The sequence below is a fragment of the Streptomyces sp. NPDC031445 genome (assembly GCF_055581365.1).
On the sequence record NZ_JBVIJO010000013.1, the window covers coordinates 304,820 to 331,668 of the forward strand.

The window sequence follows — 26,849 nt, forward strand, 5'->3', positions numbered from 1 at the left end:
ACCGGGCGATTGGCGCCGCGGATGGCGCAACCGGACGCCCCGCCGGGTCTCAGCGGTCGGCGACCCGCATCTCGAACCACGTCGTCTTGCCCCGCGGCAGCAGGTCCACGCCCCAGCGGTCGGCCAGTTTGTCGACGAGGAACAGTCCGCGTCCGCTGACGTCCAGTTCCTGGACCGGCATCAGGCAGGGCAGCCCGCGCGAGGGGTCGCGGACCTCGACCCGGATCCAGCCGGTGCGGCGGCGCATCCGCAGGCCGAAGACACGGGCGCCGGTGTGCCGTACGGCGTTGCCGACGAGCTCCGACACGAGCAGGACGGCGTCCTCGGCCAGTTTGGGGGTGAGCCGCCAGGTGCGCAGGACGACGACCTGGGCGAGCCGGCGGGCGGTGGCCGCGGACTCCGGGCGGGACGGCAGCGGGACCTCCGCCTCCGTCGGGTTCCCGAACAGTTCGAGCGCCTTGAGCCCCTGTTCGTCCTCGACCGCGGGTGACCAGCGCGCCGCGGCCGCACGGCTGTCTCCCCGCGGCTGTTCGATGCCCTCCAGCCCCGCCATGCCCCCATGATGGCCGTCCGGAGCCGTCTTGGGGGCCGTTCCCGAGGAATACGCCCCCCGCACGCCCCCGCCCCGCACCCGCCGTTCGGCATATGCCGTTGGCATGTCGATGTCTGGCACCGCCCGGTTGACCTGCGGCGACGATTCACTTCCGGGCAATCGTCGGACCCCCTCGACGAGGCAGGCTCAAGGTTCCGTCAAGGCTCCCATAAACCGCCCCATCGAGGGACCCGAATGAGACGACGCGTCAATTGCAAGACCCCGCGCGAAAGTCGGCGGGGTGTTCACTCGGTTGACGGTCAGACGAACTTGGCCTTGCCCGGCCCCTCCTCCACGAAGCTGCGCATGCCGCGCTCGCGGTCCTCGGTGGCGAACAGACCGGCGAACCAGTTCCGTTCGACGGCGAGCCCGGTGTCGATGTCGGCCTCCAGGCCGGTGTCGACGGCCTCCTTGGCCGCGCGCAGCGCGATGGCCGGGCCCTGGGCGAGCCGCGCGGCCCAGGCGTGCGCCTGCTCGTACACCTCGGCGGCCGGCACGACACGGTCCACCAGGCCGATGGCGAGGGCCTCGTCGGCCTTGACCTGACGGCCCGTGAAGATGAGGTCCTTGGCCTTGGAGGGGCCGATCAGCCGGGGCAGCCGCTGGGTGCCGCCGGCGCCCGGGATCAGGCCGAGCAGGATCTCGGGCTGGCCGAGCTTGGCGTTGTCGGCGGCGATGCGGTAGTCGGCGCACAGGGCCAGCTCGCAGCCGCCGCCGAGGGCGTAACCGGTGATGGCCGCGACGACGGGCTTGGGGATGCGGGCGACGGCGGTGAAGGAGTCCTGGAGGGCTCGGGAGCGCCGGACCATCGCCGCGTGGTCCATGGCCTGCATCTCCTTGATGTCCGCGCCCGCCGCGAACACCCGCTCGCCGCCGTAGATCACCACGGCGCGCACGTCGTCGCGGTCCGCGGCCTCCTCGGCCAGCGCCTTCAGCCGGTCCTGGGTGGCGATGTCCAGCGCGTTCATCGGCGGCCGGTCGAGCCGCAGGGTGCCGACGCCTTCGGCGACTTCGAGAGTGACGGTCATGGGGGTCAGGTTAACGGCCACTAACGACAATGGGCCCGGTGCCGTAGGTCACAGCTCCGGGCCCGTGTGTCGGACGGGGCTCACTTCTTCCAGTCGGCCCACGACATGTTCCAGCCGTTGAGGCCGTTGTCGGGAGCCACCGTGGCGTCGTGGGAGTTCTTGACGACGACCACGTCACCGATCATCGAGTGGCTGAAGAACCAGGCGCCCGGGACGGACCTGTCGGAGCCGCCGCGCACGTCGCGCAGGCCGACGCAGCCGTGGCTGGCGTTGTAGTGGCCGGGGGCGTCCGGTGCCCAGTAGTTGCCGTGGATGAAGGTGCCGGAGTTGGTGAGGCGGATGGCGTGCGGGACGTCCTTGATGTCGTACTCGCCGCCGTAGCCGACGGTCTCGCCGTTCATCCGGGTGACGGTGAGCTTCTCGCTCATGACCATCTGGCCGTTCCAGGTGTCGTAGCCGGGCTTGCCGGTGGTGACGGGGAGCGTCCTGACGACCTTGCCGTCCTGGGTGACCTTCATCGTGTGCTTCTTGGCGTCCACGACGGAGACCTGGTTGCGGCCGATGGTGAACTTCACGGTCTTGCGCTGCTTGCCGTAGACGCCGTCGCGGCCCTCGACGCCGTCCAGGTCGAGGTCGACGGTGACCTTGGTGCCTGCCTTCCAGTACTTCTCGGGGCGGAAGTCCAGGCGGTCGTTGCCGAACCAGTGGCCCTCGACGTCGACGGCCGGCTCGGTCTTGACGCGGATGGCCTTCTCGACCGCGTCCGGGCTGGTGATGCCCCGGGTGAAGCGTATGGAGAACGGCATCCCGACGCCGACGGTGGAACCGTCCTCGGGGGTGAAGTAGCCGACGAAGGTGTTCTTCGGGGTCAGCGTCGTGAAGGTGGAGTCCTCGGCGGCCTCGCGGCCCTCGGCGTCCTTGGCGACCGCGTGCACCGTGTACCTGGTGCCGGCGGCCAGATGGGTCGACGGCGTCCAGGAGGCGCCGCCGCCGGATATCGCGCCCTCGACCTTCCCGCCCTTGGCGTCCTTGACGGTGACCTCGGTCAGCTTGCCCCGGGCGACGGCGACCTTGAGCGCCCCGCTGGTGTCGACGCCGGTGGCACCGGACGCGGGCGCGATGCTGACCGCGGCCGTGGACTGCGCGCCCTTGCGGCCGCCGGCGTCCTTGCCCTTGCCGTCCGCCGAACCGGAGCCCGAGTCGTCGCCCCCGCCGCACGCGGCGAGCGACAGCGCCAGGGCGCCGGCTATGACCGCCAGTACCCCACGGCCTCGTCGCCCCCGAGCCGACGCCCCCGCCACAGGCCGCGTGTTCACGTTGTTCTCCCCTCCAGCGGCCCTGGTCAGGCCCGCTCCCCACCACGTTGTGCGCGCATATTAACTGCCAGGATTTGAGCGGGGTGTCAGGCGAATGTCACCGTTCCGTCGCAACTTCCGCCCGGCACCCGCGCCGCGCGCCCCGCCCCCTCACCCGGTTACTTCACCGCGCCGCCCGCCTTCCATTCCTTCCAGCCCATGTTCCAGCCGCCGAGGCCGTTGTCGGGGGCGACGGTCTTGTCCTTGCTGTTGACCACCTCGATGACGTCGCCGACGAGACTGCGGTCGAAGAACCAGCCCGCCGGGGTGTCCGAACTGCCGCCCTTGACGTCCATGAGGCCCACGCAGCCGTGGCTGACGTTGACCTGTCCGGGGGCGTCCGGCGCCCAGTAGTTGCCGTGCAGGAAGGTGCCGGAGTCGGTGAGCTTCATGGCGTGCGGGACGTCGGGGATGTCGTACTCGGCGCCCAGCCCGACCGTCTGGCTGTTCATGCGGGTGACCTCCAGCATGTCCATCACCACCATCTTCCCGTTGTACGTCGGGTGCTTGGGCGCGCCCGCGGTGATGGGGACGGTGGCGAGGAGGTGCCCGTCGCGCCGGACGTCCATGGTGTGCCGGGCCGCGTCGACCACGGAGACCTGGCTGCGGCCGACGGTGAAGGAGAACGTCCTGTCCTGGAGGCCGTAGATCCCGCGGGCGCCCTGGACGTCCCGCAGGTCCAGGTCGACGGTCACCTCGGTGCCGGGTTTCCAGTACCGCTCGGGACGGAAGTCCAGGCGGTCCTTGCCGAACCAGTGCGGGCGGATCTCCACCGGGGGCCGCGCGCTGATCCGGACCGCGCGCTGGACGGCGGCACGGTCGGTGATCTGCTGGCTGAAGGCGAGCGAGACGATCATGCCGGTGCCGACGGTGGCGCGGTTCTCGGGGCTGACGTAGGCGATGAACCGCTTGTCGGGGACGTAGGTGGTGAACGTGGTGTGCCGGGCCGAGCGGCGGCCGTGGGAGTCCAGCGCGACCGCGTCGACGGTGTACCTGGCGGCCAGCGCCAGCCGGTCCTCGTCGGGCCGCCAGGTCAGCCCGTCCTCGCTGATGCGCCCCGGGACCGGGGTCTGCTGCGCGTCCTGCGACCTGACCACGGTCACCTTCTCCAGGCGCCCGCCGGGCACCCGTACCTGTAGCCGGTCACCCGGACGCACGGCCTTGCTGCCGTCGTCGGGGGTCACCCGGATGACGTCCTCGGGGGCCGGGGGCCTGCCCGGCTGCCCGCCCATGCCCAGGGGGCCCGAGCCGTCCATGGAGCAGCCCGCGAGCAGCCCCGCCCATGTCAGTACGGCGGCCAGCGCGGCCCCCGCGCGCCGTGCGCGTCCAGTTGCGTGCCTCACGCGAGACCCAACGACCGGGCCCGCTCCGGGGAAACGTGAGTGCGAGCCACGCGCTGGGCAGAACAGAGGGAAGGACGACACATGGGGGGTCTCCCCGCAGGGGATCCCCGGCCCGCGTCGGAGCCGTCGGGGCGCGGCCGGACCGGGTGGCCGGGGTGCCGGGAGCGCCCCGGCCACCCGGCGCGGCCGGCCGCGCCCCTCGGGCGAGCCACTGGGAAGAGGGGCGACAGTGACGAGCGCAGCCGAGCAGCGGGCACCGGCCGGGGTGCCGGCCGCGGGGAGCGGGCAACCGGCGGCGGTGAACGGCGCCCGGCGGGCCGTACCGCCCGTCCCGGCCGTGTGGCCGGGTGCGCCGACCCCGCTGGGGGCCCGGTTCCGGGTCGGCCCGGACGGGGTCGCGGGCACCAACTTCGCGCTGTGGGCGGCCGGTGCGGAGGCGGTCCGGGTGTGCCTCTTCGACGAGGGCGGCCGGGAGACGCAGATCCCGCTGACCGAACTGACGCACGAGATCTGGCACGGCTTCGTGCCCGGTGTGATGCCCGGCCAGCGCTACGGCTACCGGGTGGACGGCCGCTGGGACCCGTGGACCGGCGCTCGCTGGAACCCGGCGAAGCTGCTGCTGGATCCGTACGCGCGCGCGGTGGACGGCGAGTTCGGCCTCCCGCCGGAGGTGTACGGGCACGTGCGGGACTGGCCGGACCAGTCGGTCGCCGACACCGTGCGCGACGAGCGGGACTCGGCGCCGCACGTCCCGAAGGGGGTCGTCGTCCACGACGACGACGACTGGTCCGACGACCGGCGCCCCAAGACGCCCTGGGCCGACTCGGTGATCTACGAGCTGCACGTGCGGGGCTTCACCAAGCTGCACCCCGGCATCCCCGAGGAACTGCGCGGCACCTACGCGGGACTGGCGCACCCGGCCGCGATCGACCACCTCGTCGGGCTCGGCGTCACGGCCGTCGAGCTGCTGCCGGTGCACCAGTTCGCGCACGAGGACCACCTGCTGCGCCGGGGCCTGAGGAACTACTGGGGCTACAACTCCATCGGCTACTTCGCCCCGCACGCGGCCTACGCGGCCTCCGGTACGACCGGCCAGCAGGTCGGCGAGTTCAAGCGGATGGTGCGCGCGCTGCACGCGGCCGGCATCGAGGTCATCCTGGACGTGGTCTACAACCACACCGCGGAGGCCGGCGAGCTGGGCCCCACGCTGTCCCTGAAGGGCATCGACAACCGCGGCTACTACCGGCTCCAGGACGACGCCCGCCGGTACGCCGACTACACCGGCTGCGGCAACACCCTGCACGTGGTCCGCCCCCACGTGCTGCGCCTGATCACCGACTCGCTGCGCTACTGGGTGACGGAGATGGGCGTGGACGGCTTCCGCTTCGACCTCGCGGCGGCACTGGCCCGCTCGATGCACGACGTCGACATGCTCTCCCCGTTCCTGGCGGTCATCGCCCAGGACCCGGTGCTGCGCCGGGTGAAGCTGATCGCGGAGCCGTGGGACATCGGCTCCGGCGGCTACCAGGTGGGCGCCTTCCCGCCCCTGTGGACCGAGTGGAACGACCGCTACCGCAACGCGGTCCGGGACTTCTGGCGGCACGCCCTGCCCGACGTGCGCGAGATGGGCTACCGCCTCTCCGGCTCCAGCGACCTGTACGCCTGGGGCGGCCGGCGCCCCTACGCCTCCGTCAACTTCGTCACCGCCCACGACGGTTTCACCCTGCGCGACCTGGTGTCGTACGAGAGCAAGCGCAACGAGGCCAACGGCGAGAACAACCGGGACGGCACGGACGACAACCGCTCCTGGAACTGCGGCGCCGAGGGCGAGACCGACGACGCGGACGTACGGGCCCTGCGCCGCAGGCAGCTGCGGAACCTGCTGACGACCCTGCTGCTGTCCACCGGGGTGCCCATGCTGGTCGCGGGCGACGAACTGGGCCGCACCCAGCGCGGCAACAACAACGCCTACTGCCAGGACAACGAGATCAGCTGGCTGGACTGGTCGCTGCTGGAGCAGCCCGGCTGGCGGGCGCTGTACGACCTGACCTCGCGGCTGATCGCGCTGCGCCACCGGCATCCGGTCCTGCGCCGGCGGGCCTTCTTCTCCGGCCGCGCCCAGACCGCGGACGGGCTGCGCGACCTGGCCTGGTTCACCGCGCGGGGCGCGGAGATGACCGAGGGCGACTGGTACGCGCCCGCCGCCACGCTCGGCATGTACCTCTCCGGCCGGGACATCCCGGGCCGCGACGAGCGGGGCGCGCATGTGGTGGACGACAGCTTCCTCGCCGTGCTGCACGCGGGCGAGGGGCCGACCGGCTTCGTGCTGCCCGGCCCGCCGTGGGCGCAGCGGTACGAGGTGGTCGTGGACACCTCGGCGGAGGAGCAGGACCGGGCGCCGGGCACGGTCCACCGGGCGGGGGCGCGGATCACGGTCCCGGCGCGGACGGTGCTGCTGCTGAGGGTCTGCTGAACCCGTACGGGAGCCGTGCGTGACGCGGATCACGCCCGCCGGGTGCAGCGCCGCCGGGGGCCCAGTGCCTTTCCCCTGGTGGAGGAAGAGCCGGCGAGGACGGGGACCGTGGGATGGAGCAGACGAGGGCCGGTGAGTACGACGCGTTCGTGGCGGCCCGCTGGTCGGCGTTGTTCCATCTCGCCCGTCTGCTCACCGGCGGGGACCGGCACCGCGCCGAGGACCTGTTGCAGGAGTCCTTGGTCAAGCTGTGGTTCGTCTGGCCGAGGGTCGCCGACGAGGCGCCGGAGGCGTACGTGCGCAAGGTGCTGGCGCGGGCCGCGGCCCGGTCGGCGCGGCGGCGCTGGTGGGGCGAACGGCCGGTGGAGGAGCTGCCCGAGGTGGCGGCGAACGGCGACGTGTCGGCGACCGTGGCCGAGCGGTCCCGCCTGGAGGCCGCGCTCGCCCAGCTGACGCCGCGGCAGCGGGCCGCGGTGGTCCTGCGCTACTACCAGGACCTGCCCGACCGGCAGGTCGCGGAGGCCCTGGGCTGCCCGGTGGGCACGGCCCGCTCCCATGCCGCGCGCGGCGTGGCCCGGCTCCGCGGGCTGCTGGCCGACGTCATCGAGCCGGTGGGGTGAGGGAGGACCCATGGAGGGCAGGGACCGCACGGATCACGGGGAGGACCGCATGGCTCCGCCGGACGGCACGGATCCCTTCGAGCGGGAGCTGACGCGGCTCATGCACCGGGCCCGGCAGCCGGTGCCGTTCGAGTTCCGGCACCGGGAGGCGCTGCGCGCGGGCGTGCGCGCCCGGCGCCGGGTGCGCACGGCGCGCCGGGCCGCCGGTTCCGTCCTGGCGGTGGCCGGGCTCGGCCTGGGCCTGTTCCTGTGGCCGCACGGCCACACCGCCGACCGGCCCACCGCCCCGCGCCCCCGGCCCGCGGTGAGCCCGGCGCCCGCGCCGAGCACCTCGCCGTCGCGGTCGCCGTCCGGGACGCCGGGTCCGCCGCCGTCCTCGTCGTCCACGCCGACGTCCACGCCGACGTCCACACCGTCGTCCACACCGACGTCGACGCCGGAGGGCCTGCCGTCACCGGGCGACACCGCGACCGCCTCCGCCCCGCCCACCGCCCCGGAGGGTCCGGCGACCGCCACGCAGCGGCCGCCGACGGCCACGGCCACCGCCTGGGGCGACAGCACCACGCCACCGGCCACCGCGACGGCGAGCGACTAGCCCCGCCTTCCGGCTCCTGCCCGCGCATGCCCTTCCGCGCGCCCTGCCCACTGGAACAAACAGGTACTTACGTGACATACATCCGACCGAGCCGACCGGTCCGACCGCTCCGACCGAGTGCGTCACCGGCCGCGGCACCCCGGCGCACCCCCGTGCCGATGCCCCAGCAAGACCCCGTCCTGGACGTGACCGTGCCGGTGTACAACGAGGAGAAGGACCTGGAGCCCAACGTCCGGCGGCTGCACGCGCACCTGAGGGACGGCTTCCCCTACCCGTTCCGGATCACCATCGCCGACAACGCGAGCACCGACCGCACCCCGGTCATCGCCGCCCGGGTCGCCGGCGACCTCCCGGAGGTGGTCTCGCTGCGGCTGCCCGAGAAGGGCCGCGGCCGGGCACTGCGGGCCGCCTGGTCGGGCTCCCGGGCGCCCGTGCTGGCGTATCTCGACGTGGACCTGTCCACCGGGCTCACCGCGCTGCTGCCGCTGGTGGCCCCGCTGATCTCCGGCCACTCCGACCTGGCCATCGGCACCCGGCTGGCGCCCGGCGCCCGGGTCGTGCGCGGGGCCCGGCGCGAGGTCATATCCCGCTGCTACAACGCCCTGCTGCGCCACACGCTCGCCGTCGGCTTCTCCGACGCGCAGTGCGGGTTCAAGGCGGTCCGGCGGGAGACAGCCGAGCGGCTGCTGCCGCTGGTGCGGGACGGGGAGTGGTTCTTCGACACCGAGCTGCTGGTGCTCGCCGAGCGGGCCGGCCTCAGGATCCACGAGGTGCCGGTGGACTGGGTGGACGACCCGGACAGCAGCGTCGACATCCTCGCCACCGCCCTGGCCGACCTGCGCGGGATCGTACGGATGCGGCGCACCCTGAGCCGCCGCCGGCCCGGACCGGCGCTCCGGTGACCGCGACCCTGCCCGGCGTCCGCACGCCGGCCCCCGAGACCGCGCCCGTCCCCCGGGCGCGGGCCGCCGTCCGCCGCCACGGACCGGTCCTCGCCCTGTTCGGCACGCTGAAGCTGGCCGGTTTCTGCTCGTTCCTGTACCTGCTGTCCTCCGCCGGGGACTACCGCACCAAGCACCCCCGGTTCGGCGGCGGCGCACGCCCCTGGGACGTGCTGGCCACCTGGGACGGCTGGTGGTACCAGCAGATCGCGCTGCACGGCTACGACCCGAAGCTCGTCCCGGTCCCGGGCGCCACCGGCCTGATCACGCTGGAGGGCAACTCGGCGGCGTTCTTCCCGCTCTACCCGGCCCTGATGCGGCTGGCCTCGGCCGTCACCGGCCTCGGCCCCTACGGCGCCGGGCTGCTCGTCTCCGTCGTCGCCTCCTTCGCCGCCGCCCTCGGCGTGTACGCCGTCGCCGAGCGGTTCGGCGGCCGGCGGGCCGGGCTCGCGGCGGCCGGGCTGTGGGCGGTGTGGCCGGGCTCGGGGGTGGAGTGGGCGGTCTACTCCGACTCGCTGTACGTGGCCCTGGCCGCCTGGACCTGCCACGCCGTCCTCACCCGCCACTGGCCGACCGCGGGCGTGCTCGCCTTCGCGGCCGGTCTCAACCGGCCCACGGCCGCCGCGCTGATCGCCGCGCTCGGCGTGGCCGCGCTGCTGTCGCTGCGCCGGCGGGAGGACGGCGCCCTGCGCCCGCTGCTGGCCACGGCCCTCGCCCCGCTGGGGCTGCTCGGCTACCTGCTCTGGGTCGGCGACCGCATGGGCGACCTGGGCGGCTACTTCCGCCTTCAGTCGGGCGCGTGGGCGCACAGCTTCGACTACGGCGCGCAGACCCTGGACGTGCTGACGTCCGTGCCCGTGGGCAGGTTCGACTACCTCTTCGCCTACCCCTTCGCGGACGTCATCTCCGTCGCCGTCATCCTGCTGGCCTGCGCGCTGCTGCCGCTGCTGCTGCGGCTGCGCCCGCCGGCGGTGCTGGTCGTGTACACCGTGCTGACCCTGGCCCTGGTGCTCGGCAGCCAGCAGATCGTCGCCAACATCTCCCGCTACCTGCTCCCCTGCTTCCCGCTGTTCCTGCCGCTCGCGGTCGCCATGCGCCGGCTGAGCCTGCCCGTGCAGTGCACGCTGCTGGGCATCGCGGCCCTGGCGTCCGGCTCGTACGCCGGGTACGCCCTGTTCGAACTGGGGGTGCCGTGATCCGCCCGGCTGCGACGTCCGGGTCCCGCGCGCGTCAGGCCAGGCTGTCCCGCCACGCCTTGTGGAGGTCCGCGAACCGGCCCGTGCCGCCGATGAGTTCGTCGGGGCGGCCGTCCTCGACGATCCGGCCGTGTTCCATCACCAGCACCCGGTCCGCGATCTCCACCGTGGAGAGCCGGTGCGCGATCACCACCGCGGTACGGCCGCGCAGCACCGTCGCCATGGCCCGCTGCACCGCCCGCTCCCCCGGGATGTCCAGCGAGCTGGTCGCCTCGTCCAGGATCAGCACGGCCGGGTCGGCGAGCAACGCGCGGGCGAAGGCGACCAGTTGGCGCTGCCCGGCGGAGATCCGGCCGCCGCGCTTGCGGACGTCGGTGTCGTAGCCGTCGGGCAGGGCGCTGATGAACTCGTGCGCGCCGATCGCCTTCGCGGCCCGCTCGATCTCCTCCCGGGTGGCGTCGGGCCGGCCGAGGGCGATGTTGTCGGCGACCGTGCCGGAGAACAGGAACGCCTCCTGCGTCACCATGACCACCCCGCGCCGCAGTTCGGGCATCGGCAGCTCGCGCAGGTCCACGCCGTCCAGCAGCACGCGCCCGGCGGAGGGGTCGTAGAACCGGGCGAGCAGCTTGGCCAGGGTCGACTTGCCCGCGCCGGTGGAGCCGACGACCGCGACCGTCTGCCCGGCGGGCAGGGTCAGGTCGAAGCGGGGCAGCACCTCGCCGCCGGTGCGGTAGGCGAACCGGACCCCGTCGAAGACGACCTCGCGTCCCGGGAACCCGCCCCGCCGGGGCGGCAGTTCGCGCGGGTGCTCCGGTTCCGGCACGGACGGCGTCTGCGCCAGCAGCCCGGCGATCTTCTCCAGGGAGGCGGCGGCCGACTGGTAGGAGTTCAGGAACATGCCGAGCCGGTCGATGGGGTCGTACAGCCGGCGCAGGTACAGCACGGCCGCCGCCAGCACACCCAGCTCCAGCGAGCTGGACGCCACCCGGTGGGCGCCCCAGAGCACGATCCCGGCGACCGCGGTGTTGGCCACCAGCCGGGAGCCGACGACATAGCGGGCCATCTCCAGCAGCGAGTCGCCGTTCGTGCGTTCGTGCCGCGCGTTCAGCACGGCGAACTCGGCGTCGTTGGCGGCCTCGCGGCGGAAGGCGCGCACCGGCCGGATGCCGTTCATCGTCTCCACGAACTTCACGATCACCGCCGCGATGGCCGTGGACCGCGCCCCGTACACCCGCGCCGCGCGCCGCCGGTAGAGCCGGACGAGCAGGTACAGCGGCAGGAAGGACGCCACCGCGACCGCGCCGAGGCCGGGATCGAGCCAGAGCAGCGTCGCGGAGATGTAGACGAAGGACAGGATGACGGTCACCAGTTCCTGGAGACCCTCGTCGAGGAGTTCGCGCAGCGACTCGACGTCCGTGGTGGACCGGGAGATCAGCCGGCCCGAGGTGTACCGCTCGTGGAAGTCGACGCTCAGCGCCTGCGCGTGCCGGAAGATCCGTCCGCGCAGGTCCAGCAGCACGTCCTGGCTGACCCGGGCGGAGGTCTCGATGAACGCGAACTGGAGCGCGCCGGAGGCGAGGGCGCACAGCAGGTAGCCGGCGGCGACCGCGAACAGCGGCCCGTTGCGGTCGTCCCGGAACGCGGGGACGGCGGTGTCGATGGCGTACGCCACCAGCAGCGGGCCCGCCTGCACCGCCGCCTGCTGGAGCAGCAGCAGGAACGTCGTGAACGCGACCCGGGCCTTCATGGGCGCGAGCAGCGAGCGCAGCAGGGCGGCGGTGGCGCCGGGCGGGCTGGGCAGGACGTCCCGGTCGAACTGGTCGCCCGCGCCGCCCGGGTCGTCCGCGTCCGGGCGACGGGCCGGTCCGTCGCCGTCGTCGTCGACGGCGGGGGTGGAGGGGGTCGTGGTGGTCAACGGGAGTCCTCCTGTTCCCCGGACATCAGACGGGCGTACTCGGCGTTCTCCCGCAGCAGTTGCTGGTGGGTGCCGACGGCGGCGATGCGGCCGCCCGAGAGCAGGGCGACGCGGTCGGCGAGCAGCACGGTGGACGGGCGGTGGGCCACGATCAGCGCGGTGGTGTCGGCGAGCACCTGGCGCAGCGCGGCCTCCACGGCGGCCTCCGTGTGGACGTCCAGGGCGGACAGCGGGTCGTCCAGGACCAGGAACTCCGGCCGGCCGACCACCGCACGGGCCAGCGCGAGGCGCTGCCGCTGGCCGCCGGACAGGCTCAGGCCCTGCTCGCCGACGCGGGTGTCGGTGCCTTGCGGCAGCGCGTGCGCGAAGTCGGCCTGGGCGATGGCGAGGGCCCGGTCCAGTTCCGGTTTCCCCGCGGCGTCCCGGGCGCCCATGAGCACGTTTCCACCGACGCTGGCGGAGAACAGGGTGGGTTCCTCGAAGGCCACGGCGACTCTGCCGCGCAACTCCGCGCGGGACATGGCGGCGATGTCCTCGCCGTTGAGGGTGATCCGCCCGGAGGTCACCTCGTGCAGCCGGGGGACGAGCGCGGTGAGCGTGGTCTTCCCGCTGCCGGTGGCCCCGACGAGGGCCATGGACTCACCGGGGCGGATGTGCAGGTCGACGGCGGACAGCAGGGGCGGTGAGCCGGGGGGCGCGTCGGGGTAACGGAACGACACGTCCTCGAACCGGAGTCCCGGTGCGGCGGCGGGGTCCGCGGCACCGCGCGGGCGGGCGCCGCCCGCGCCCCCGTTCCCGTCCAGCCGGTCCTCCGGCGCCTCGTCCATCACCTCGAAGTACCGCTCCGTGGCGGTCGCCGCCTCCTGGCTCATGGCCAGCAGGAACCCGATCGAGTCCACGGGCCACCGCAGGGCGAGCGCCGTGCTCAGGAAGGCCACCAGCGTCCCGGCGGACAGCTCCCCGTCGGCCACCCGCAGCACCCCCAGCACCAGCGCCGCCCCGATCGCCACCTCCGGCAGCGTCACGATGACGGCCCAGATCGTGGCCAGCAGCCGGGCCTTGCGCAGCTCCGTGCCCCGGAGCCGGCCGGCGAGTTCGCGGAAGGCGCGCGCCTGGCTGCGGTGGCGGCCGAAGCCCTTGATGACGCGGATGCCGAGCACGCTCTCCTCGACCACCGTCGTCAGGTCGCCGATCTGGTCCTGGGCGCGCCGCGCCACCTGCGCGTACCGCCGTTCGAAGACCACGCACGTCCACATCACGGGGACGGCGGGGCCGAGGATGACCAGTCCCAGCACCCAGTCCTGGAGCAGCATGATGACCAGGCCGACGAGGATGGTGACGCCGTTGACGAGGAGGAACGTCAGCGGGAAGGCGAGGAACATGCGCAGCAGCATCAGGTCGGTGGTGCCGCGCGAGAGCAGCTGACCGGACGCCCAGCGGTCGTGGAAGGCCACCGGCAGCCGTTGCAGACGCCGGTACAGCGCGGCGCGCATCTCCGCCTCGACGTGCGACAGCGGCCGGGCCACGAGCCAGCGCCGTATGCCGAACAGGACCGCCTCGGCGATGCCGAGCAGGAGCAGGCAGAGCGCGCCGAGCCATACGCCGGCCGGGTCGCGGCCGGCGACCGGCCCGTCGACCATCCACTTCAGGACGAGCGGGATCACCAGCCCCGTACAGGAGGCGACGACCGCGACGAACGCGGCGGTGAACAGCCGCGCGCGCACGGGACGGACGTACGGCCACAGCCTGAGCAGGGTCCGTACGGCGGATCGGTCGGTGGTTTCACGTGTCGTGGCCATCAACCGCGAGCGTACGGACCACCACTGACATCGCCCACCGAGTTTCGGCCCGGCTCCGCTCGGATCCCGCTCCCGGCGCGGGTCCGGCCGGCCGCCGTCGGCGCCGGCCGGCCCTCACCCGGCCGGGTGACCGTGTTCCGCCGGGCGGGGCGCCTCGGGGAAAATGGGCGGGCGCCGAGGGGGACGGCCGGCGGATCGGGGGATGGATGATCGACGCGTACGAGGACCCGGGCACGCCCGACGCCCGTGGCGGCTGGCGGTTCCTGTGGTGGCTGGTGCGGTGTCAGGCGGGGCGTTCGGTGGCCGGGGCGCTGCTGGCCAGTACCTGGATGGTGCTGCTGGCCGCACAGCCGTACCTGATGGCGCGGGCCGTGGACGACGGGCTGCTGCCGGGGCGGCTCGGGGTGCTCGCCGGGTGGGCCGGGGCGATGTTCGCCGTCGGGGCGCTGAACGCGTGGGTGAGCATCCTGCGGCACCGGGTGATGACGCGGGTCCGGATGGACGCCAACTTCCGCACCGTCAAGGTGGTGATCGGACACGTGGTGCGGCTGGGGGCCGTGCTGCCGCGCCGGGCCGGGGCCGGTGAGGTCGTCACCATCGGGGTCGGGGACGTGCAGACCCTGGCGACCGCGCTGACCGTGGTGGGCCCGGGAGTCGGCTCGCTCGTGGTCTACGCGGTGGTGGCCGGGCTGCTGCTGGCGATCTCCGCGCCGCTGGCCGCGGTGGTGCTGCTCGGGGTGCCGGTGATCGCACTGCTCACCGGGCCGCCCGCACGGCGGCTGCAGGGCGCGGAGAGCGGGTACCGCGAGCTCCAGGGGATCCTCACCGCGCGCATCGCCGACCTCGCGGGCGGGCTGCGCGTCCTGAACGGGCTCGGCGGCAAGGGGCTGGTCGCGGACGCGTTCCGGAACGACTCGCGGCGGTTGCGGGCACAGGGCTACCGGGTGGGCGCCGTGGCCAGCTGGGTGCAGGCGCTCGGGGTGGGCCTGCCGACCGTGTTCCTCGCCGTGGTGACCTGGCTGGCGGCCCGGCTCACCGCCGAGGGCTCCCTGTCGGTGGGCGAGCTGGTCTCCGTCTACGGCTATGTGGCGGTGCTGGTCGGACCGGTCTCGTTCTTCATCCGGATGGCCTACGACCTCAACCGGGGCGTGGTGGCCGCGCGCCGGGCGGTACGGCTGCTGCGGCTGGAACCTGAACCGGACACCGGTACCCTGCCGGCGCCCGCCGGACCGGCCGAGCTGCACGACCCGGCGTCCGGGGTGCGGGTGGCGCCGGGCCGGCTGACCGCCCTGGCCGCCGTCCGGCCCGCCGAGGCCGCCGCCGTGGTCGACCGGCTCGGCCGGTACGGGCCCACCGACGCGACCTGGGGCGGGGTACGGCTCGACGCGGTCCCGCTGCCGGACGTGCGGCGGCGCGTCCTGGTCGCGGACAACGAGGCGGACCTGTTCGCGGGGGCGCTGCGGGAGGTGCTGGCCGCCGCGCACCCGGCCGACGAGGCGGCACTGCGCCGGGCGGTGCACGCGGCGGCGGCCGAGGACGTGGTCCGGGGCCTGCCGGACGGCCTGGACTCGGCGGTGGCCGGGCAGGGCCGCAGCCTCTCCGGCGGCCAGCGGCAACGCGTGCGCCTCGCCCGGGCGCTGCTGGCCGACCCCGAGGTGCTGCTCGCCGTGGAACCGACCTCGGCGCTGGACGCCCACACGGAGGCGGCGGTCGCCGACCGGCTCCGGGCGGCACGGGAGGGCCGCACCACACTGGTGACGACGACGTCCCCGCTGGTCCTGGCCCGGGCGGACACGGTCGTGTTCCTGGCCGACGGCAAGGTCGCGGCGACCGGCCCGCACCCGGCCCTGCTGGCGGAGCAGCCGGCGTACCGGGCGCTGGTCGCGCGCGACAGCGGGGGGCTGGGGGAGACCCCGGACGGAGAGGACACGCCGGACCCGGCGACCACCGCCACCGCGCCCCCGGCGGGTGCGGCGGCCCCACCCGCGAAGGAGCCCCGCGCATGACCACCGGCGATGCCCTGCTGCCCGTCGCCGACCGGGCCGCCGTGCGGCGGGCCACGGTGCGGCTGGTGTCGGCCGACCGGCGGGCGTTCGCCGCGGCGCTGGGCCTGAACGCGCTGGCCGCGGCGGCGGGGCTGGCCGGGCCCTGGCTGCTGGGCCGGATCGTCGACGAGGTGCGGGCCGGGCACGGGGCCGGCGCGGTCGACCGGCTGGCGTCCTGGATCGTGGTGTGCGCGCTGGCGCAGCTCCTGCTGGCCCGCTGGGCGCGGTACGTCGGGCACCGGTTCGGGGAGCGCACGCTGGCCCGGGTCCGCGAGGAGTACGTCGAGCGGGTGCTGGCACTGCCCGCGTCCGTGGTCGAGCGGGCCGGTACCGGTGACCTGACCGCGCGGGGCACGGCGGACGTGGCGACCGTCGGCACGACCCTGCGGGACGCCGGCCCCGAGCTGCTGGTCGACAGCGTCCAGGCGGTCTTCGTGCTGGGCGCGGTCTTCGCGCTCGACCCCCTGCTGGGGGCGTTCGGCCTGCTCGGTCTCACCCCGATCCAGCTGGCGCTGCGCTGGTACCTGCGGCGCGCCCGGGACGGCTACCTCGCCGAGGGGGCGGCGACCTCGCAGGTCGCGGAGACCGTCGCGGCGACGGCGGCCGGCGCGCGGACCGTGGAGGCGTTCGGGCTGCGGGAGCGGCGGATCGCGGCGAGCCGCGACGCGCTGGAGGCGTCCCGCCGTACCCGTCTGTACACCCTGCGCCTGCGGTCGGTGTTCTTCCCGGCGGTCGAGGTGACGTACACCGTCCCGGTGGCCGGTGTGCTGCTCCTCGGCGGCTGGCTGCACGCCCGGGGGGCGGTCGGGGTGGGCGCGGTGGTGGCGGCGGCGCTGTACCTGCGGCAGTTCACCGAGCCGCTGGACCAGATCCTGCTGCGGGTGGAGCAACTGCAGAGCAGCGGCGCCTCGTTCGCGCGCGTGGAGGGGCTGGCGCGGGCGCCCCGGGACGAGGGCGAGGGGGTGTCCGCGGTGCCGGCGGACGACCGGATCGAGGTGCGCGGGGTGCGGTACGCGTACGAGCGCGGCGGTGAGGTGCTGGGCGGGGTGGACCTGACGGTACGGCCCGGGGAGCGGCTCGCCGTGGTGGGGCCGTCCGGCGCCGGCAAGACGACCCTGAGCCGGCTGCTCGCGGGCGTCGACCGGCCCGGTTCCGGCACGGTGACGGTGGGCGGGGTGCCGGTGGCCGGGCTGGCGCCGGAACTGCTGCGCCGGCAGGTGGTGCTGGTCACCCAGGAGCACCACGTCTTCTTGGGCACCGTGCGGGAGAACCTCCTCATCGCCGAACCCGCCGCCGACGACGCCGCCTTGTGGGCGGCGCTCGCGGCCGTGGGCGCCGACGACTGGGTGCGGGACCTGCCGGACGGGCTCGACACCCGGCTGGGCGAGGGCGGCCGGCCGACGGACGGTTCGCAGGCCCAGCGGCTCGCCCTCGCGCGCGTGGTCCTGGCGGATCCGCACACCCTGATCCTCGACGAGGCGACGGCCCTGCTGGATCCGGCCACCGCCCGGCACACCGAGCGCGCCCTCGCCTCGGTGCTCCGGGGCCGTACGGTCATCGCCATCGCCCACCGCCTGCACACGGCGCACGACGCGGACCGGGTGGCGGTCATGGAGGGCGGCCGGCTGACCGAACTGGGCACGCACGAGGAGCTGGTGGCGGCGGACGGCGCGTACGCGGCGCTGTGGCGGACGTGGCACGGACAGGCGTCCGCATAACGGACTCGCACATCCGGACAACGAACCGTTTCCGGCCAAATTGGTGACGCGGTCCTGACAAGCAGTGAGATCGCCTGCCACTCTTCCCTGGCCGACTCACAGCGGCCCCACAGTTTCCGCGCCTTCTGTGTGAGCCGGCTCCGCACCTGCACGTGGCTTTCGCGTACCGCCTTGTTCTGCCCGGACGCCCCAACCCATCGTCCGGTCTCCCCGGCCGCGCGACCCGCGGTCACGCAGAAGGAGTCAGTGTGAGAAGCAATTCCTCCCGCGGACGCACCTCCCACACCCCGCACCGCCCCACCGCGCACCGCCGTGCCGCCGCCGTCGCCCTCGTCGGCGTCGCCGCCCTGATCGCCGCCGCCGTCCAGTCCGGCGCGGCCACCGCCGCCCCGGCGACCCCGCGGGCCGGCAAGGCCGGCCCGGCCCACGCGGCGGTCAGGCTCACGCCCGCGCAGCGCGCCGAGCTGATACGCCACGCCGACGCCGGCACCGCCGCCACCGCCCGGCAGATCGGCCTGGGCGCCCGGGAGCAGCTGGTCGTCAAGGACGTCGTCAAGGACGCCGACGGCACACTGCACACCCGCTACGAGCGCACGTACGGGGGCCTGCCGGTGCTCGGCGGCGACCTGCTGGTGACCACCGACAGGTCGGGCAAGACCATGGAGGTGATCCGGGCCACCGGCGCCACGCTGAAGGTCGCCGGGCTCACCCCGGCCGTACCGAAGGCCGCCGCCGAGAGGCAGGCCGTCCAACGGGCGAAGGCGCTCGGCGCCACGAAGCCGGCCGCGGACGGCGTCCGCGAGGTGATCTGGGCCGGCTCCGGCAAGCCCGTGCTGGCGTACGAGACGGTCGTCGGCGGCCTCCAGGACGACGGCACCCCGAACCAGCTGCACGTCGTCACCGACGCGGCCACCGGCAAGAAGCTCTTCGAGTACCAGGGCGTCAAGAGCGGCATCGGCAACACCCAGTACAGCGGGCAGGTCACGCTGACCACGACCCAGTCGGGCTCGGCGTACACGCTCACCGACGGGGCGCGCGGGGGCCACAAGACGTACAACCTGAACCGGGGCACCTCCGGCACCGGCACCCTGTTCTCGCAGTCCTCCGACACCTGGGGCAACGGGAGCACCTCCAACGCCGCCACCGCCGGCGCGGACGCCCACTACGGCGCGGCGCTCACCTGGGACTACTACAAGAGCACGTTCGGCCGCACCGGCATCAAGAACAACGGCGTCGGCGCCTACTCCCGCGTGCACTACGGCAACGCCTACGTCAACGCGTTCTGGGACGACAGCTGCTTCTGCATGACCTACGGCGACGGCTCCGGCAACGCCAAGCCGCTGACCTCGATCGACGTGGCCGGCCACGAGATGAGCCACGGCGTCACCTCCGCCACCGCGAACCTCACCTACAGCGGTGAGTCCGGCGGCCTGAACGAGGCGACCAGCGACATCATGGCCGCCGGCGTGGAGTTCTACGCGAACAACTCCAGCGATCCCGGCGACTACCTGGTCGGCGAGAAGATCGACATCAACGGCAACGGCACCCCGCTGCGCTACATGGACAAGCCCAGCAAGGACGGCGCCTCCAAGGACACCTGGTACTCGGGCATCGGCGGCGTGGACGTGCACTACTCCTCCGGTCCCGCGAACCACTTCTTCTACCTGCTCAGCGAGGGCAGCGGCGCCAAGGTCGTGGGCGGCGTGAGCTACGACTCGCCGACGGCGGACGGGCTCGCGGTCACCGGCATCGGCCGGGACAAGGCGCTGCAGATCTGGTACCGGGCGCTGACCACCAAGTGGACGTCCACGACCAACTACGCGGGCGCCCGCACCGGCACCCTCGCGGCGGCCGGCGAGCTGTACGGCACCACCAGCGCCGAGTACAAGGCCGTGCAGGACGCCTGGGCGGGCGTCGGGGTCGGCTCGCGCTCCGGCGGCGGGACCGGCGGCGGTACGTCGTACGAGAGCACCACGCCGGTGCCGGTGCCGGACAACGGCCCCGCCGTCACGTCGGACATCACCGTCTCCGGACGCACCGGCAACGCGCCCGGCAACCTCCAGGTGAGCGTCGACATCACCCACACCTGGCGCGGTGACCTGGTGATCGACCTCGTCGGCCCGTCGGGCACCGCCTACCGGCTGAAGAACTTCAGCTCCTCGGACTCGGCGGACGACGTGAACGAGACCTACACGGTCGGCGCCTCCGCCGAACCGGCCAATGGCACGTGGAAGTTGCGGGTACAGGATCAGGCCACGTACGACACCGGAACACTCAACGGCTGGAAGCTGACCTTCCCGTAAACCGCACGCCAGGCGCCCGGGGCCACGGGGCTGTCCGGGGGTCGAGCACCCCCGGACGGCACCCGGTTCACATGCCCGCAACGTTTCTCGGACAGCGTTTTTCGGCCAACATCACGTCAGGGTCCTGACATGTACGCGTCCTTGATGTCACTCTCTCTCCACCCGCCGCAGCAGCACCGCAACTTCACAACGCCACCTCACTCCGGCAGTAACCCCACACTGCCCGGACTCCCCCACCAGAAGGAGCTTCTGTGAGCCCCCTCTACGCGCGTCACAAGCGCACCACTCTGGCCATCGCCACCGCTGTCGCCGCCGGAGCGCTGCTCGCCACCGGTGTCACCACCAGTGCCACCGCCCAGCCCGCGGCCAAGCCCCTCGCCGCCGCCCCGACCGCGCTGTCCGCGGCCGCGCGCACCACCCTGATCCAGCAGGCCCAGGCCGACGCGGCCGGCACCGCCCGGAAGATAGGCCTCGGCGCCCAGGAGAAGCTGGTCGTCAAGGACGTCGTCAAGGACGCCGACGGCACCGTCCACACCCGCTACGAGCGCACCTACGCGGGCCTGCCGGTGCTCGGCGGCGACCTGATCGTCCACACGGCCAAGTCCGGCAAGACCCAGGGCGTCACCAAGGCGACCAAGTCGGCGATCAAGGTGGCCTCGCTCAAGCCGCAGATCACCGCCGCCAAGGCCGAGAAGCAGGCGGTGTCCGCCGCCAGGACGCTGGGCTCCGCCAAGACCACCGCGGACGGCGCCCGCAAGGTGATCTGGGCCGGCTCCGGCAAGCCCGTCCTCGCCTACGAGACCGTCGTCGGCGGCCTCCAGGACGACGGCACCCCGAACCAGCTGCACGTCATCACCGACGCGGCCACCGGCAAGAAGCTCTTCGAGTACCAGGGCGTCGAGACCGCGACCGGCAAGACGCTGTACTCCGGCACGGTCACCCTCAACTCCGTGCAGTCGGGCTCGACCTACCAGCTCACCGACAGCGCCCGGGGCAACCACAAGACCTACAACCTGGCCCGCAAGACGTCCGGCACGGGCACCCTGGTGGCCAGCTCCACCAACGTCTTCGGCACCGGTACCGCCTCCAGCTCCTCCTCCGACCAGACCGCGGCCGCCGACGCCGCCTACGGCGCGGCCGAGACCTGGGACTTCTACAAGAGCACCTTCGGCCGCAACGGCATCAAGAACAACGGTGTCGGCGCCTACTCCCGCGTGCACTACGGCAACGCCTACGTGAACGCGTTCTGGGACGACAGCTGCTTCTGCATGACCTACGGCGACGGTTCCGGCAACGTCGACCCGCTGACCTCGCTGGACGTGGCCGGCCACGAGATGAGCCACGGCGTCACCTCCAACACCGCGGGCCTGAACTACTCGGGTGAGTCCGGCGGCCTGAACGAGGCCACCTCCGACATCTTCGGCACCGGCGTGGAGTTCTTCGCGAACAACGCGTCCGACCCCGGTGACTACCTCATCGGCGAGAAGATCAACATCAACGGCGACGGCACCCCGCTGCGCTACATGGACAAGCCCAGCAAGGACGGCGGCTCGTCCGACTACTGGTCCTCGTCCGTCGGCAGCAAGGACGTGCACTACTCGTCCGGCGTCGCGAACCACTTCTTCTACCTCCTGTCGGAGGGCAGCGGTTCGAAGACGATCAACGGCGTGACCTACAACTCGCCGACCTACAACGGCGCCGCCGTCACCGGCATCGGCCGCGCCAAGGCACTGCAGATCTGGTACAAGGCGCTGACCACGTACATGACGTCGACGACCAACTACAAGGCCGCCCGCACGGCGACCCTGAACGCGGCGTCCGCGCTGTACGGCTCCGGCAGCGCCGAGTACAACGCGGTCGCGGCGGCCTGGACGGCGGTCAACGTCAGCTAGTCCGCGCCGGCTCGTGAGGGGGGCGGCACCCGGGAAGCGGTTCTTCCGGGTGCCGCCCTACCCTTGTGACCCATGTCCTCGGCGACCTTCACCTACGAGCCGGTCGGTGCGACCCGCGACGATCTCACCTTCTGCCCGCCCGGCTTCCACCCCATGCTGGTCCGCACCCGCCTCGGCGAGGGCCAGGAGGTGTTCCAGCGAGCCGCCGAGGCGGTCCTGACCTGGGAGATGCACCGCGCGCTCGGCGTCGGCATAGACGCCGGCGCCGACCGCGCCGCCCCCGGAACCGACGTCACCGTCACCCTGGCCGGCGTCATCAGGGCCCCCTGCCGCATCATATGGACGGCCGAGGAGCACCGCCGGGCCGGCTGGGCCTACGGCACCCTCGAAGGCCACCCCGAGTGCGGCGAGGAGGCCTTCGTGGTCGACCGCACCGGCGACGGCACGGTCTGGCTGACGGTGGCGGCCTTCAGCAAGGCCGCCAAGTGGTACGCCCGCGCGGGCGGCCCGGCGACCCGCGGCCTGCAACACGCCTACGCGCGGCGGTGCGGGGCCGTGCTGAGGAAGTTGTGCGGGGCGCTGCCCGAGGCATGACCGGGCCGCGGAGCGCTCCGCCCCCAGGTCACCGCAACACCATCCCCGCCCCCTCCACCACCTCCTGCGACGGGAGCGTCAGGAGGCCCAGTTCGGCGGCGGAGGAGAGGAGGGGGTGGGTGGGAAGGATGCGGACCGTGTAGCCGTAGGGGCCGGTGCGGTCCAGGGAGAGCGGGCCCTCGTAGAGGAGGCGGCCCTCCAGGTCGGGGGCGCCGGCCGGCTTCAGGGGGACCACCGTGGCGTCCGCGATGCGGTCCTCCTCGTCCACCCGCCCGGACACCGCCTGCACCTCCACGTCGTCCGGTCCCAGTTCACCGAGGCCGACCCGGACCCGCAGGCCCACGGTGCCGCCCAGTTCCGCCGTGGCCGTCGTCGCCGTCGTCTCGACGTGGTCGACGCTCACCCCCGGCCAGGCGGCCCGCACGCGCGCCTTCCACCCGGCGAGGTCCCGGGCCGTGTCCGGGGTCAGCGCGCGGTGCGCCCGCGCGGCGGGGGCGTAGAGCCGGTCGACGTACTCCCGGACCATGCGGCCGGCCAGCACCTTCGGGCCGAGCAGGGAGAGGGTCTGGCGGACCATCTCGATCCAGCGGTCGGGCAGGCCGGCGCGCCCGCGCTCGTAGAAGCGGGGGGTGATCCGCTGCTCCAGCAGGTCGTACAGGGCGGCCGCCTCGATGTCGTCCCGCCGGTCGGCATCGGTGCCCGCGCCGTCCGCGGTCGGGATCGCCCAGCCGAAGTCCGGCTGGAACCACTCGTCCCACCAGCCGTCCAGGACCGAGAGGTTGAGGCAGCCGTTCAGCGCCGCCTTCATGCCGGAGGTGCCGCATGCCTCCAGGGGGCGCAGCGGGTTGTTCAGCCAGATGTCACAGCCGGGGTAGAGCTTCTGCGCCATCGCCATGCCGTAGTCGGGCAGGAAGACGATCCGGTGGCGGACCCGCGGGTCGTCGGTGAAGCGGACCAGCTCCTGCACCAGGCGTTTGCCGCCGTCGTCCGCCGGGTGCGCCTTGCCCGCGACCACGATCTGCACCGGCCGCTCCGGGTGCAGCAGCAGCTCCATCAGGCGGTCGCGGTCGCGGAGCATCAACGTCAGGCGTTTGTACGACGGGACGCGGCGCGCGAATCCGATCGTCAGGACGTCCGGGTCCAGCACCCCGTCGACCCAGCCCAACTCGGCGTCGCCCGCCCCGCGTTGCCGCCAGGAGGCGCGCAGCCGCTCCCGTACCTCCAGCACCAGCTGTTCGCGCAGGGTGCGGCGCAGCTCCCAGATCTCCTGGTCCGGGATGTCCGCGACCGCGTCCCAGCGTTCGGAGCGGCCGACGCTCAGCGCGTCCTCGGCCCGCTGGGCGCCGATCTGCCGGACGCCGAGCCGCAGCACCTCCGGCGCCACCCAGGTCGGCGCGTGCACCCCGTTGGTCACGGAGGTGATCGGCACCTCCTCGGCGTCGAATCCCGGCCACAGCCCGGCGAACATGTTCCGGCTGACCTGCCCGTGCAGCAGCGACACCCCGTTGGCCCGCTGGGCCAGCCGCAACCCCATCACGGCCATGTTGAACAGGTTCGGCTCGCCGCCCGGGTAGGTCTCCATGCCCAGCGCCAGGACGCGCTGCACGTCGATGCCGGGCAGTTCGGCGTCCGGGCCGAAGTGCCGGCCCACCAGCTCCCGGTCGAAGCGGTCGATGCCGGCCGGGACCGGGGTGTGCGTGGTGAACACCGTCCCGCCCCGCACGGCCTCCAGCGCCGAGTCGAAGTCCAGTCCGTCGGCGCACAGTTCGGCGATCCGCTCCAGGCCGAGGAAGCCCGCGTGCCCCTCGTTGGTGTGGAACACCTCCGGTTCCGGGTGCCCGGTGAGCCGGCAGTACGTCCGTACGGCCCGCACACCTCCTATGCCGAGCAGCATCTCCTGGAGCAGCCGGTGCTCGCTGCCGCCGCCGTAGAGCCGGTCGGTCACCCCGCGTTCGCCGAGCTCGTTCTCCTCCACGTCCGAGTCGAGCAGCAGCAGCGGCACCCGGCCCACCTGGGCGAGCCAGACCCGGGCGCGCAGCGCCTTGCCGCCGGGCAGCGCGAGGGCGACCTGCGCCGGGGCGCCGTCGGCCTCCTTGAGCTGGGTGAGCGGCAGTTCGTTCGGGTCGAGCACCGGGTAGTGCTCCTGCTGCCAGCCGTCCCGGGAGAGGGTCTGCCGGAAGTACCCGTGCCGGTACAGCAGTCCCACCCCGATCAGCGGCACCCCGAGGTCGCTGGCCGCCTTCAGGTGGTCGCCGGCGAGGATGCCGAGGCCGCCGGAGTACTGCGGGAGCGCGGCCGTGATGCCGAACTCGGGTGAGAAGTAGGCGACGGCGGCGGGCAGGCCGGCGGCCTGCTCCTGGTACCACCGGTCGCCGGTGAGGTAGTCGTCGAGGTCGTCGGCGGCGGCGGTGAGGCGGCGCAGGAACCGCCGGTCCCCGGCCAGCTCGGCCAGCCTGGCCGGCCGCACGCTGCCCAGCAGCCGCACCGGGTCCCCGCCGGCCCCGGCCCAGCCCTCGGGGCTGACGGACTGGAACAGGTCGCGCGTTTCGGCGTGCCAGGACCAGCGCAGATTGCGCGCCAGGTCGCTCAGGGGCCGCAGGGGGTCGGGGAGAACAGGTCGGACGGTGAATCGGCGGATCGCCTTCACATTCCACCTCGTCGCATGCGGAGGGGGACGCACCGCTGTGTGCGCCCTGTCATCACTGTCGACGGTAGTGGTTACTTCGGGGTTGGCCCGGCTTGTCCTTACCGAACGGCGGGTTCTGTGAACTCCACGTCCTCCGGGAGGACGTGCCCCAGCTGTCCGAGCCGGCGGGCGACGGCGGAACACGTCGTCCTGCTGCGTCCAGTCAGCGGCCAGGGGCTCCGGGGTCACGTCGTCACCGCAGCGGGCCAGGCGCTCGACGACCCCATCCGTCGTTCCGGCGCCCGTGGCCCGGTCGTGATCAAGAACATCGGCCGGAAGAGGGGGTCGCCAGCAGCCGCCGCGCGGTGCGGACGTGCCGGCCGCGCGCCGCGGCGGACTGCACCTGGTAAGTGAGTTGACGAGCCGACGCGGCCCGGTGCGCGGTACGAACGGCCGTGCGGGGTTCTGCCCTGGCAACGGGCGTCAAGACCCGGTCACCGGGCACTCGGGAAAAGGGGCCGGTCTTGTGGGTGGACGTACGCGTGAGTAGTTAACAAAGTGCCGGATTGCCCACCCGAACCGGGTGGGAAGGCTCCTCCGGTACACCCCACAGCAGCACCACAGCACCACAGCACCTCGCAGGACCCACCTCCCCATATCCATCCGCCATACCCTCGTTGAAGCGGACAGGAGCGGTCATGCCCGCCACGCACCACTCGTCAGCACCACCGACAAGCAGTAAGGACAAGGCCACAGGAAAGAGGACGACGGGCAGGAAAGGCACGGCGCCGGCCGGCGCCGACGCTCCGTCCACCGCCGTCGCCGCCAACGCCGCCGCCACCGGGGAGCGGTCCTCCCCGGACACGGCCACCGCCGTGGGCCGTATCCCCGTCCTCGACGTACGCCCCGTGGTCCAGCGCGGCCGCCGGCCCGCCAAGGCCGTCACCGGGGAGTCGTTCGAGGTGTCGGCCACCGTGTTCCGCGAGGGTCACGACGCCGTCGCGGCGAACGTGGTGCTGCGCGACCCGGCGGGCCGGCCCGGCCCCTGGACGCCGATGCGGGAACTCGCCCCGGGCACCGACCGCTGGGGAGCCACGGTCACCGCGGGCGAACCCGGCCACTGGACCTACACGGTGGAGGCCTGGTCGGACCCGCTGGCCACCTGGCGGCACCACGCCCGGATCAAGATACCGGCGGGCATCGACACCGAACTGGTCCTGACCGAGGGCGCGCAGCTGTACGAGCGTGCGGCCGGCGGTGTCCCGGAGGACCGGCGCCAGGCCGTCCTGGACGCGGCGGCGGCCCTGCGGGACGACGGCCGCCCGGCGGCCTGGCGGCTGGCCGCGGCCCTGGCGCCGGAGGTGGAGTCGGTGCTCGCCCGGTATCCGCTGCGGGAGCTGGTCACCGCATCGGACCCGATGCCGCTGCTGGTGGAGCGCGAACGCGCGCTGTACGGCTCGTGGTACGAGTTCTTCCCGCGCTCGGAGGGCACCGCCGAGGAACCGCACGGCACCTTCCGCACGGCCGCGCGCCGCCTCAAGGCGATCGCGGACATGGGCTTCGACGTCGTCTACCTCCCGCCCGTCCACCCCATCGGCACCACCTTCCGCAAGGGCCGCAACAACACCCTCACCGCCGGCCCGGACGACGTCGGCGTGCCCTGGGCGATCGGCTCGCCCGAAGGCGGCCACGACGCCGTGCACCCCGCCCTGGGCACCATCGAGGACTTCGACCACTTCGTCGCCGAGGCGGGGAAACTGGGCCTGGAGATCGCCCTGGACTTCGCGTTGCAGTGCTCCCCCGACCACCCCTGG

The 26,849-nt window shown here is 73.5% G+C and carries 17 protein-coding genes and 1 pseudogene; 11 read left to right on the forward strand and 7 right to left on the reverse strand.

Going from position 1 to position 26,849, the window contains the following annotated elements:
- Positions 1–49 precede the first annotated feature (49 nt).
- The 4 genes from ACZ5DC_RS30900 to ACZ5DC_RS30915 form a co-directional block, all read right to left on the reverse strand.
- The gene (locus tag ACZ5DC_RS30900; protein ID WP_468658111.1) at positions 50–658 is read right to left on the reverse strand and encodes an ATP-binding protein; all 609 of its coding nucleotides are present in this window, start codon (positions 656–658) and stop codon (positions 50–52) included.
- 194 nt (positions 659–852) lie between these two features.
- Complete coding sequence (locus tag ACZ5DC_RS30905) at positions 853–1,620, reverse strand: enoyl-CoA hydratase/isomerase family protein (RefSeq protein ID WP_468658113.1); 768 nt, start codon at positions 1,618–1,620, stop codon at positions 853–855.
- An 80-nt stretch (positions 1,621–1,700) separates the two neighbouring features.
- On the reverse strand, positions 1,701–2,936 hold the full coding sequence (locus ACZ5DC_RS30910; protein WP_468658115.1) for a L,D-transpeptidase: 1,236 nt from the start codon (positions 2,934–2,936) through the stop codon (positions 1,701–1,703).
- A gap of 158 nt (positions 2,937–3,094) precedes the next feature.
- Positions 3,095–4,318, reverse strand: coding sequence for a L,D-transpeptidase (locus ACZ5DC_RS30915; RefSeq protein ID WP_468658117.1), 1,224 nt, complete (start codon positions 4,316–4,318; stop codon positions 3,095–3,097).
- A 229-nt stretch (positions 4,319–4,547) separates the two neighbouring features.
- Between ACZ5DC_RS30915 and glgX the strand changes: the two genes are divergently transcribed.
- From glgX to ACZ5DC_RS30940, 5 genes and pseudogenes are all read left to right on the forward strand, one after another.
- Entirely contained in the window at positions 4,548–6,791 is a 2,244-nt protein-coding gene (glgX, locus tag ACZ5DC_RS30920) for a glycogen debranching protein GlgX (protein ID WP_468658119.1), read from the forward strand.
- Positions 6,792–6,904: 113 nt separating this feature from the next.
- A complete protein-coding gene (locus ACZ5DC_RS30925; protein ID WP_468658121.1) occupies positions 6,905–7,411 on the forward strand; it encodes a SigE family RNA polymerase sigma factor in 507 nt (168 codons plus the stop codon).
- A gap of 10 nt (positions 7,412–7,421) precedes the next feature.
- The gene (locus ACZ5DC_RS30930) at positions 7,422–8,006 is read left to right on the forward strand and encodes a hypothetical protein (protein ID WP_468658123.1); all 585 of its coding nucleotides are present in this window, start codon (positions 7,422–7,424) and stop codon (positions 8,004–8,006) included.
- 158 nt (positions 8,007–8,164) lie between these two features.
- Positions 8,165–8,881 (forward strand): annotated as a pseudogene (locus tag ACZ5DC_RS30935) (dolichyl-phosphate beta-glucosyltransferase); the annotation flags it as partial.
- A 23-nt stretch (positions 8,882–8,904) separates the two neighbouring features.
- On the forward strand, positions 8,905–10,143 hold the full coding sequence (locus ACZ5DC_RS30940) for a hypothetical protein (RefSeq protein ID WP_468658124.1): 1,239 nt from the start codon (positions 8,905–8,907) through the stop codon (positions 10,141–10,143).
- A 34-nt stretch (positions 10,144–10,177) separates the two neighbouring features.
- Here the strand turns inward: ACZ5DC_RS30940 and ACZ5DC_RS30945 are convergent, their stop codons facing one another.
- The gene (locus ACZ5DC_RS30945) at positions 10,178–12,058 is read right to left on the reverse strand and encodes an ABC transporter ATP-binding protein (protein ID WP_468658126.1); all 1,881 of its coding nucleotides are present in this window, start codon (positions 12,056–12,058) and stop codon (positions 10,178–10,180) included.
- On the reverse strand, positions 12,055–13,857 hold the full coding sequence (locus tag ACZ5DC_RS30950; protein WP_468658128.1) for an ABC transporter ATP-binding protein: 1,803 nt from the start codon (positions 13,855–13,857) through the stop codon (positions 12,055–12,057). Before ACZ5DC_RS30950 ends, ACZ5DC_RS30945 begins: the two co-directional genes overlap by 4 nt.
- A 206-nt stretch (positions 13,858–14,063) precedes the next feature.
- Between ACZ5DC_RS30950 and ACZ5DC_RS30955 the strand changes: the two genes are divergently transcribed.
- The 5 genes from ACZ5DC_RS30955 (at position 14,064) to ACZ5DC_RS30975 (ending at position 22,409) form a co-directional block, all read left to right on the forward strand.
- Positions 14,064–15,863 carry an ABC transporter ATP-binding protein gene (locus ACZ5DC_RS30955; RefSeq protein ID WP_468658130.1) on the forward strand — a complete coding sequence of 600 codons (1,800 nt, stop codon included), beginning with the start codon at positions 14,064–14,066 and terminating at the stop codon, positions 15,861–15,863.
- Positions 15,860–17,620, forward strand: coding sequence for an ABC transporter ATP-binding protein (locus ACZ5DC_RS30960; RefSeq protein ID WP_468658131.1), 1,761 nt, complete (start codon positions 15,860–15,862; stop codon positions 17,618–17,620). Before ACZ5DC_RS30955 ends, ACZ5DC_RS30960 begins: the two co-directional genes overlap by 4 nt.
- Before the next feature lie 248 nt (positions 17,621–17,868).
- Positions 17,869–19,923, forward strand: coding sequence for a M4 family metallopeptidase (locus tag ACZ5DC_RS30965; protein WP_468658133.1), 2,055 nt, complete (start codon positions 17,869–17,871; stop codon positions 19,921–19,923).
- 251 nt (positions 19,924–20,174) lie between these two features.
- Complete coding sequence (locus tag ACZ5DC_RS30970) at positions 20,175–21,815, forward strand: M4 family metallopeptidase (protein ID WP_468658134.1); 1,641 nt, start codon at positions 20,175–20,177, stop codon at positions 21,813–21,815.
- A 72-nt stretch (positions 21,816–21,887) separates the two neighbouring features.
- The gene (locus tag ACZ5DC_RS30975; RefSeq protein ID WP_468658136.1) at positions 21,888–22,409 is read left to right on the forward strand and encodes a DUF1990 domain-containing protein; all 522 of its coding nucleotides are present in this window, start codon (positions 21,888–21,890) and stop codon (positions 22,407–22,409) included.
- 28 nt (positions 22,410–22,437) lie between these two features.
- Here the strand turns inward: ACZ5DC_RS30975 and ACZ5DC_RS30980 are convergent, their stop codons facing one another.
- Positions 22,438–25,056: a glycosyltransferase family 1 protein gene (locus ACZ5DC_RS30980; protein ID WP_468658138.1), complete on the reverse strand. Its 2,619-nt coding sequence runs from the start codon at positions 25,054–25,056 to the stop codon at positions 22,438–22,440.
- A gap of 677 nt (positions 25,057–25,733) precedes the next feature.
- Between ACZ5DC_RS30980 and ACZ5DC_RS30985 the strand changes: the two genes are divergently transcribed.
- Positions 25,734–26,849: maltotransferase domain-containing protein (locus ACZ5DC_RS30985; RefSeq protein WP_468658140.1), on the forward strand; the 1,116-nt coding region annotated here is incomplete at its 3' end.

Coding starts and splice junctions, on each gene's coding strand:
- ACZ5DC_RS30900 (WP_468658111.1), bottom strand. CDS start 658: ATGCCAACGGCATATGCCGAACGGCGGGTGCGGGGCGGGGGCGTGCGG.
- ACZ5DC_RS30905 (WP_468658113.1), bottom strand. CDS start 1,620: ATGACCGTCACTCTCGAAGTCGCCGAAGGCGTCGGCACCCTGCGGCTC.
- ACZ5DC_RS30925 (WP_468658121.1), top strand. CDS start 6,905: ATGGAGCAGACGAGGGCCGGTGAGTACGACGCGTTCGTGGCGGCCCGC.
- ACZ5DC_RS30930 (WP_468658123.1), top strand. CDS start 7,422: ATGGAGGGCAGGGACCGCACGGATCACGGGGAGGACCGCATGGCTCCG.
- ACZ5DC_RS30950 (WP_468658128.1), bottom strand. CDS start 13,857: ATGGCCACGACACGTGAAACCACCGACCGATCCGCCGTACGGACCCTG.
- ACZ5DC_RS30955 (WP_468658130.1), top strand. CDS start 14,064: ATGATCGACGCGTACGAGGACCCGGGCACGCCCGACGCCCGTGGCGGC.
- ACZ5DC_RS30960 (WP_468658131.1), top strand. CDS start 15,860: ATGACCACCGGCGATGCCCTGCTGCCCGTCGCCGACCGGGCCGCCGTG.
- ACZ5DC_RS30975 (WP_468658136.1), top strand. CDS start 21,888: ATGTCCTCGGCGACCTTCACCTACGAGCCGGTCGGTGCGACCCGCGAC.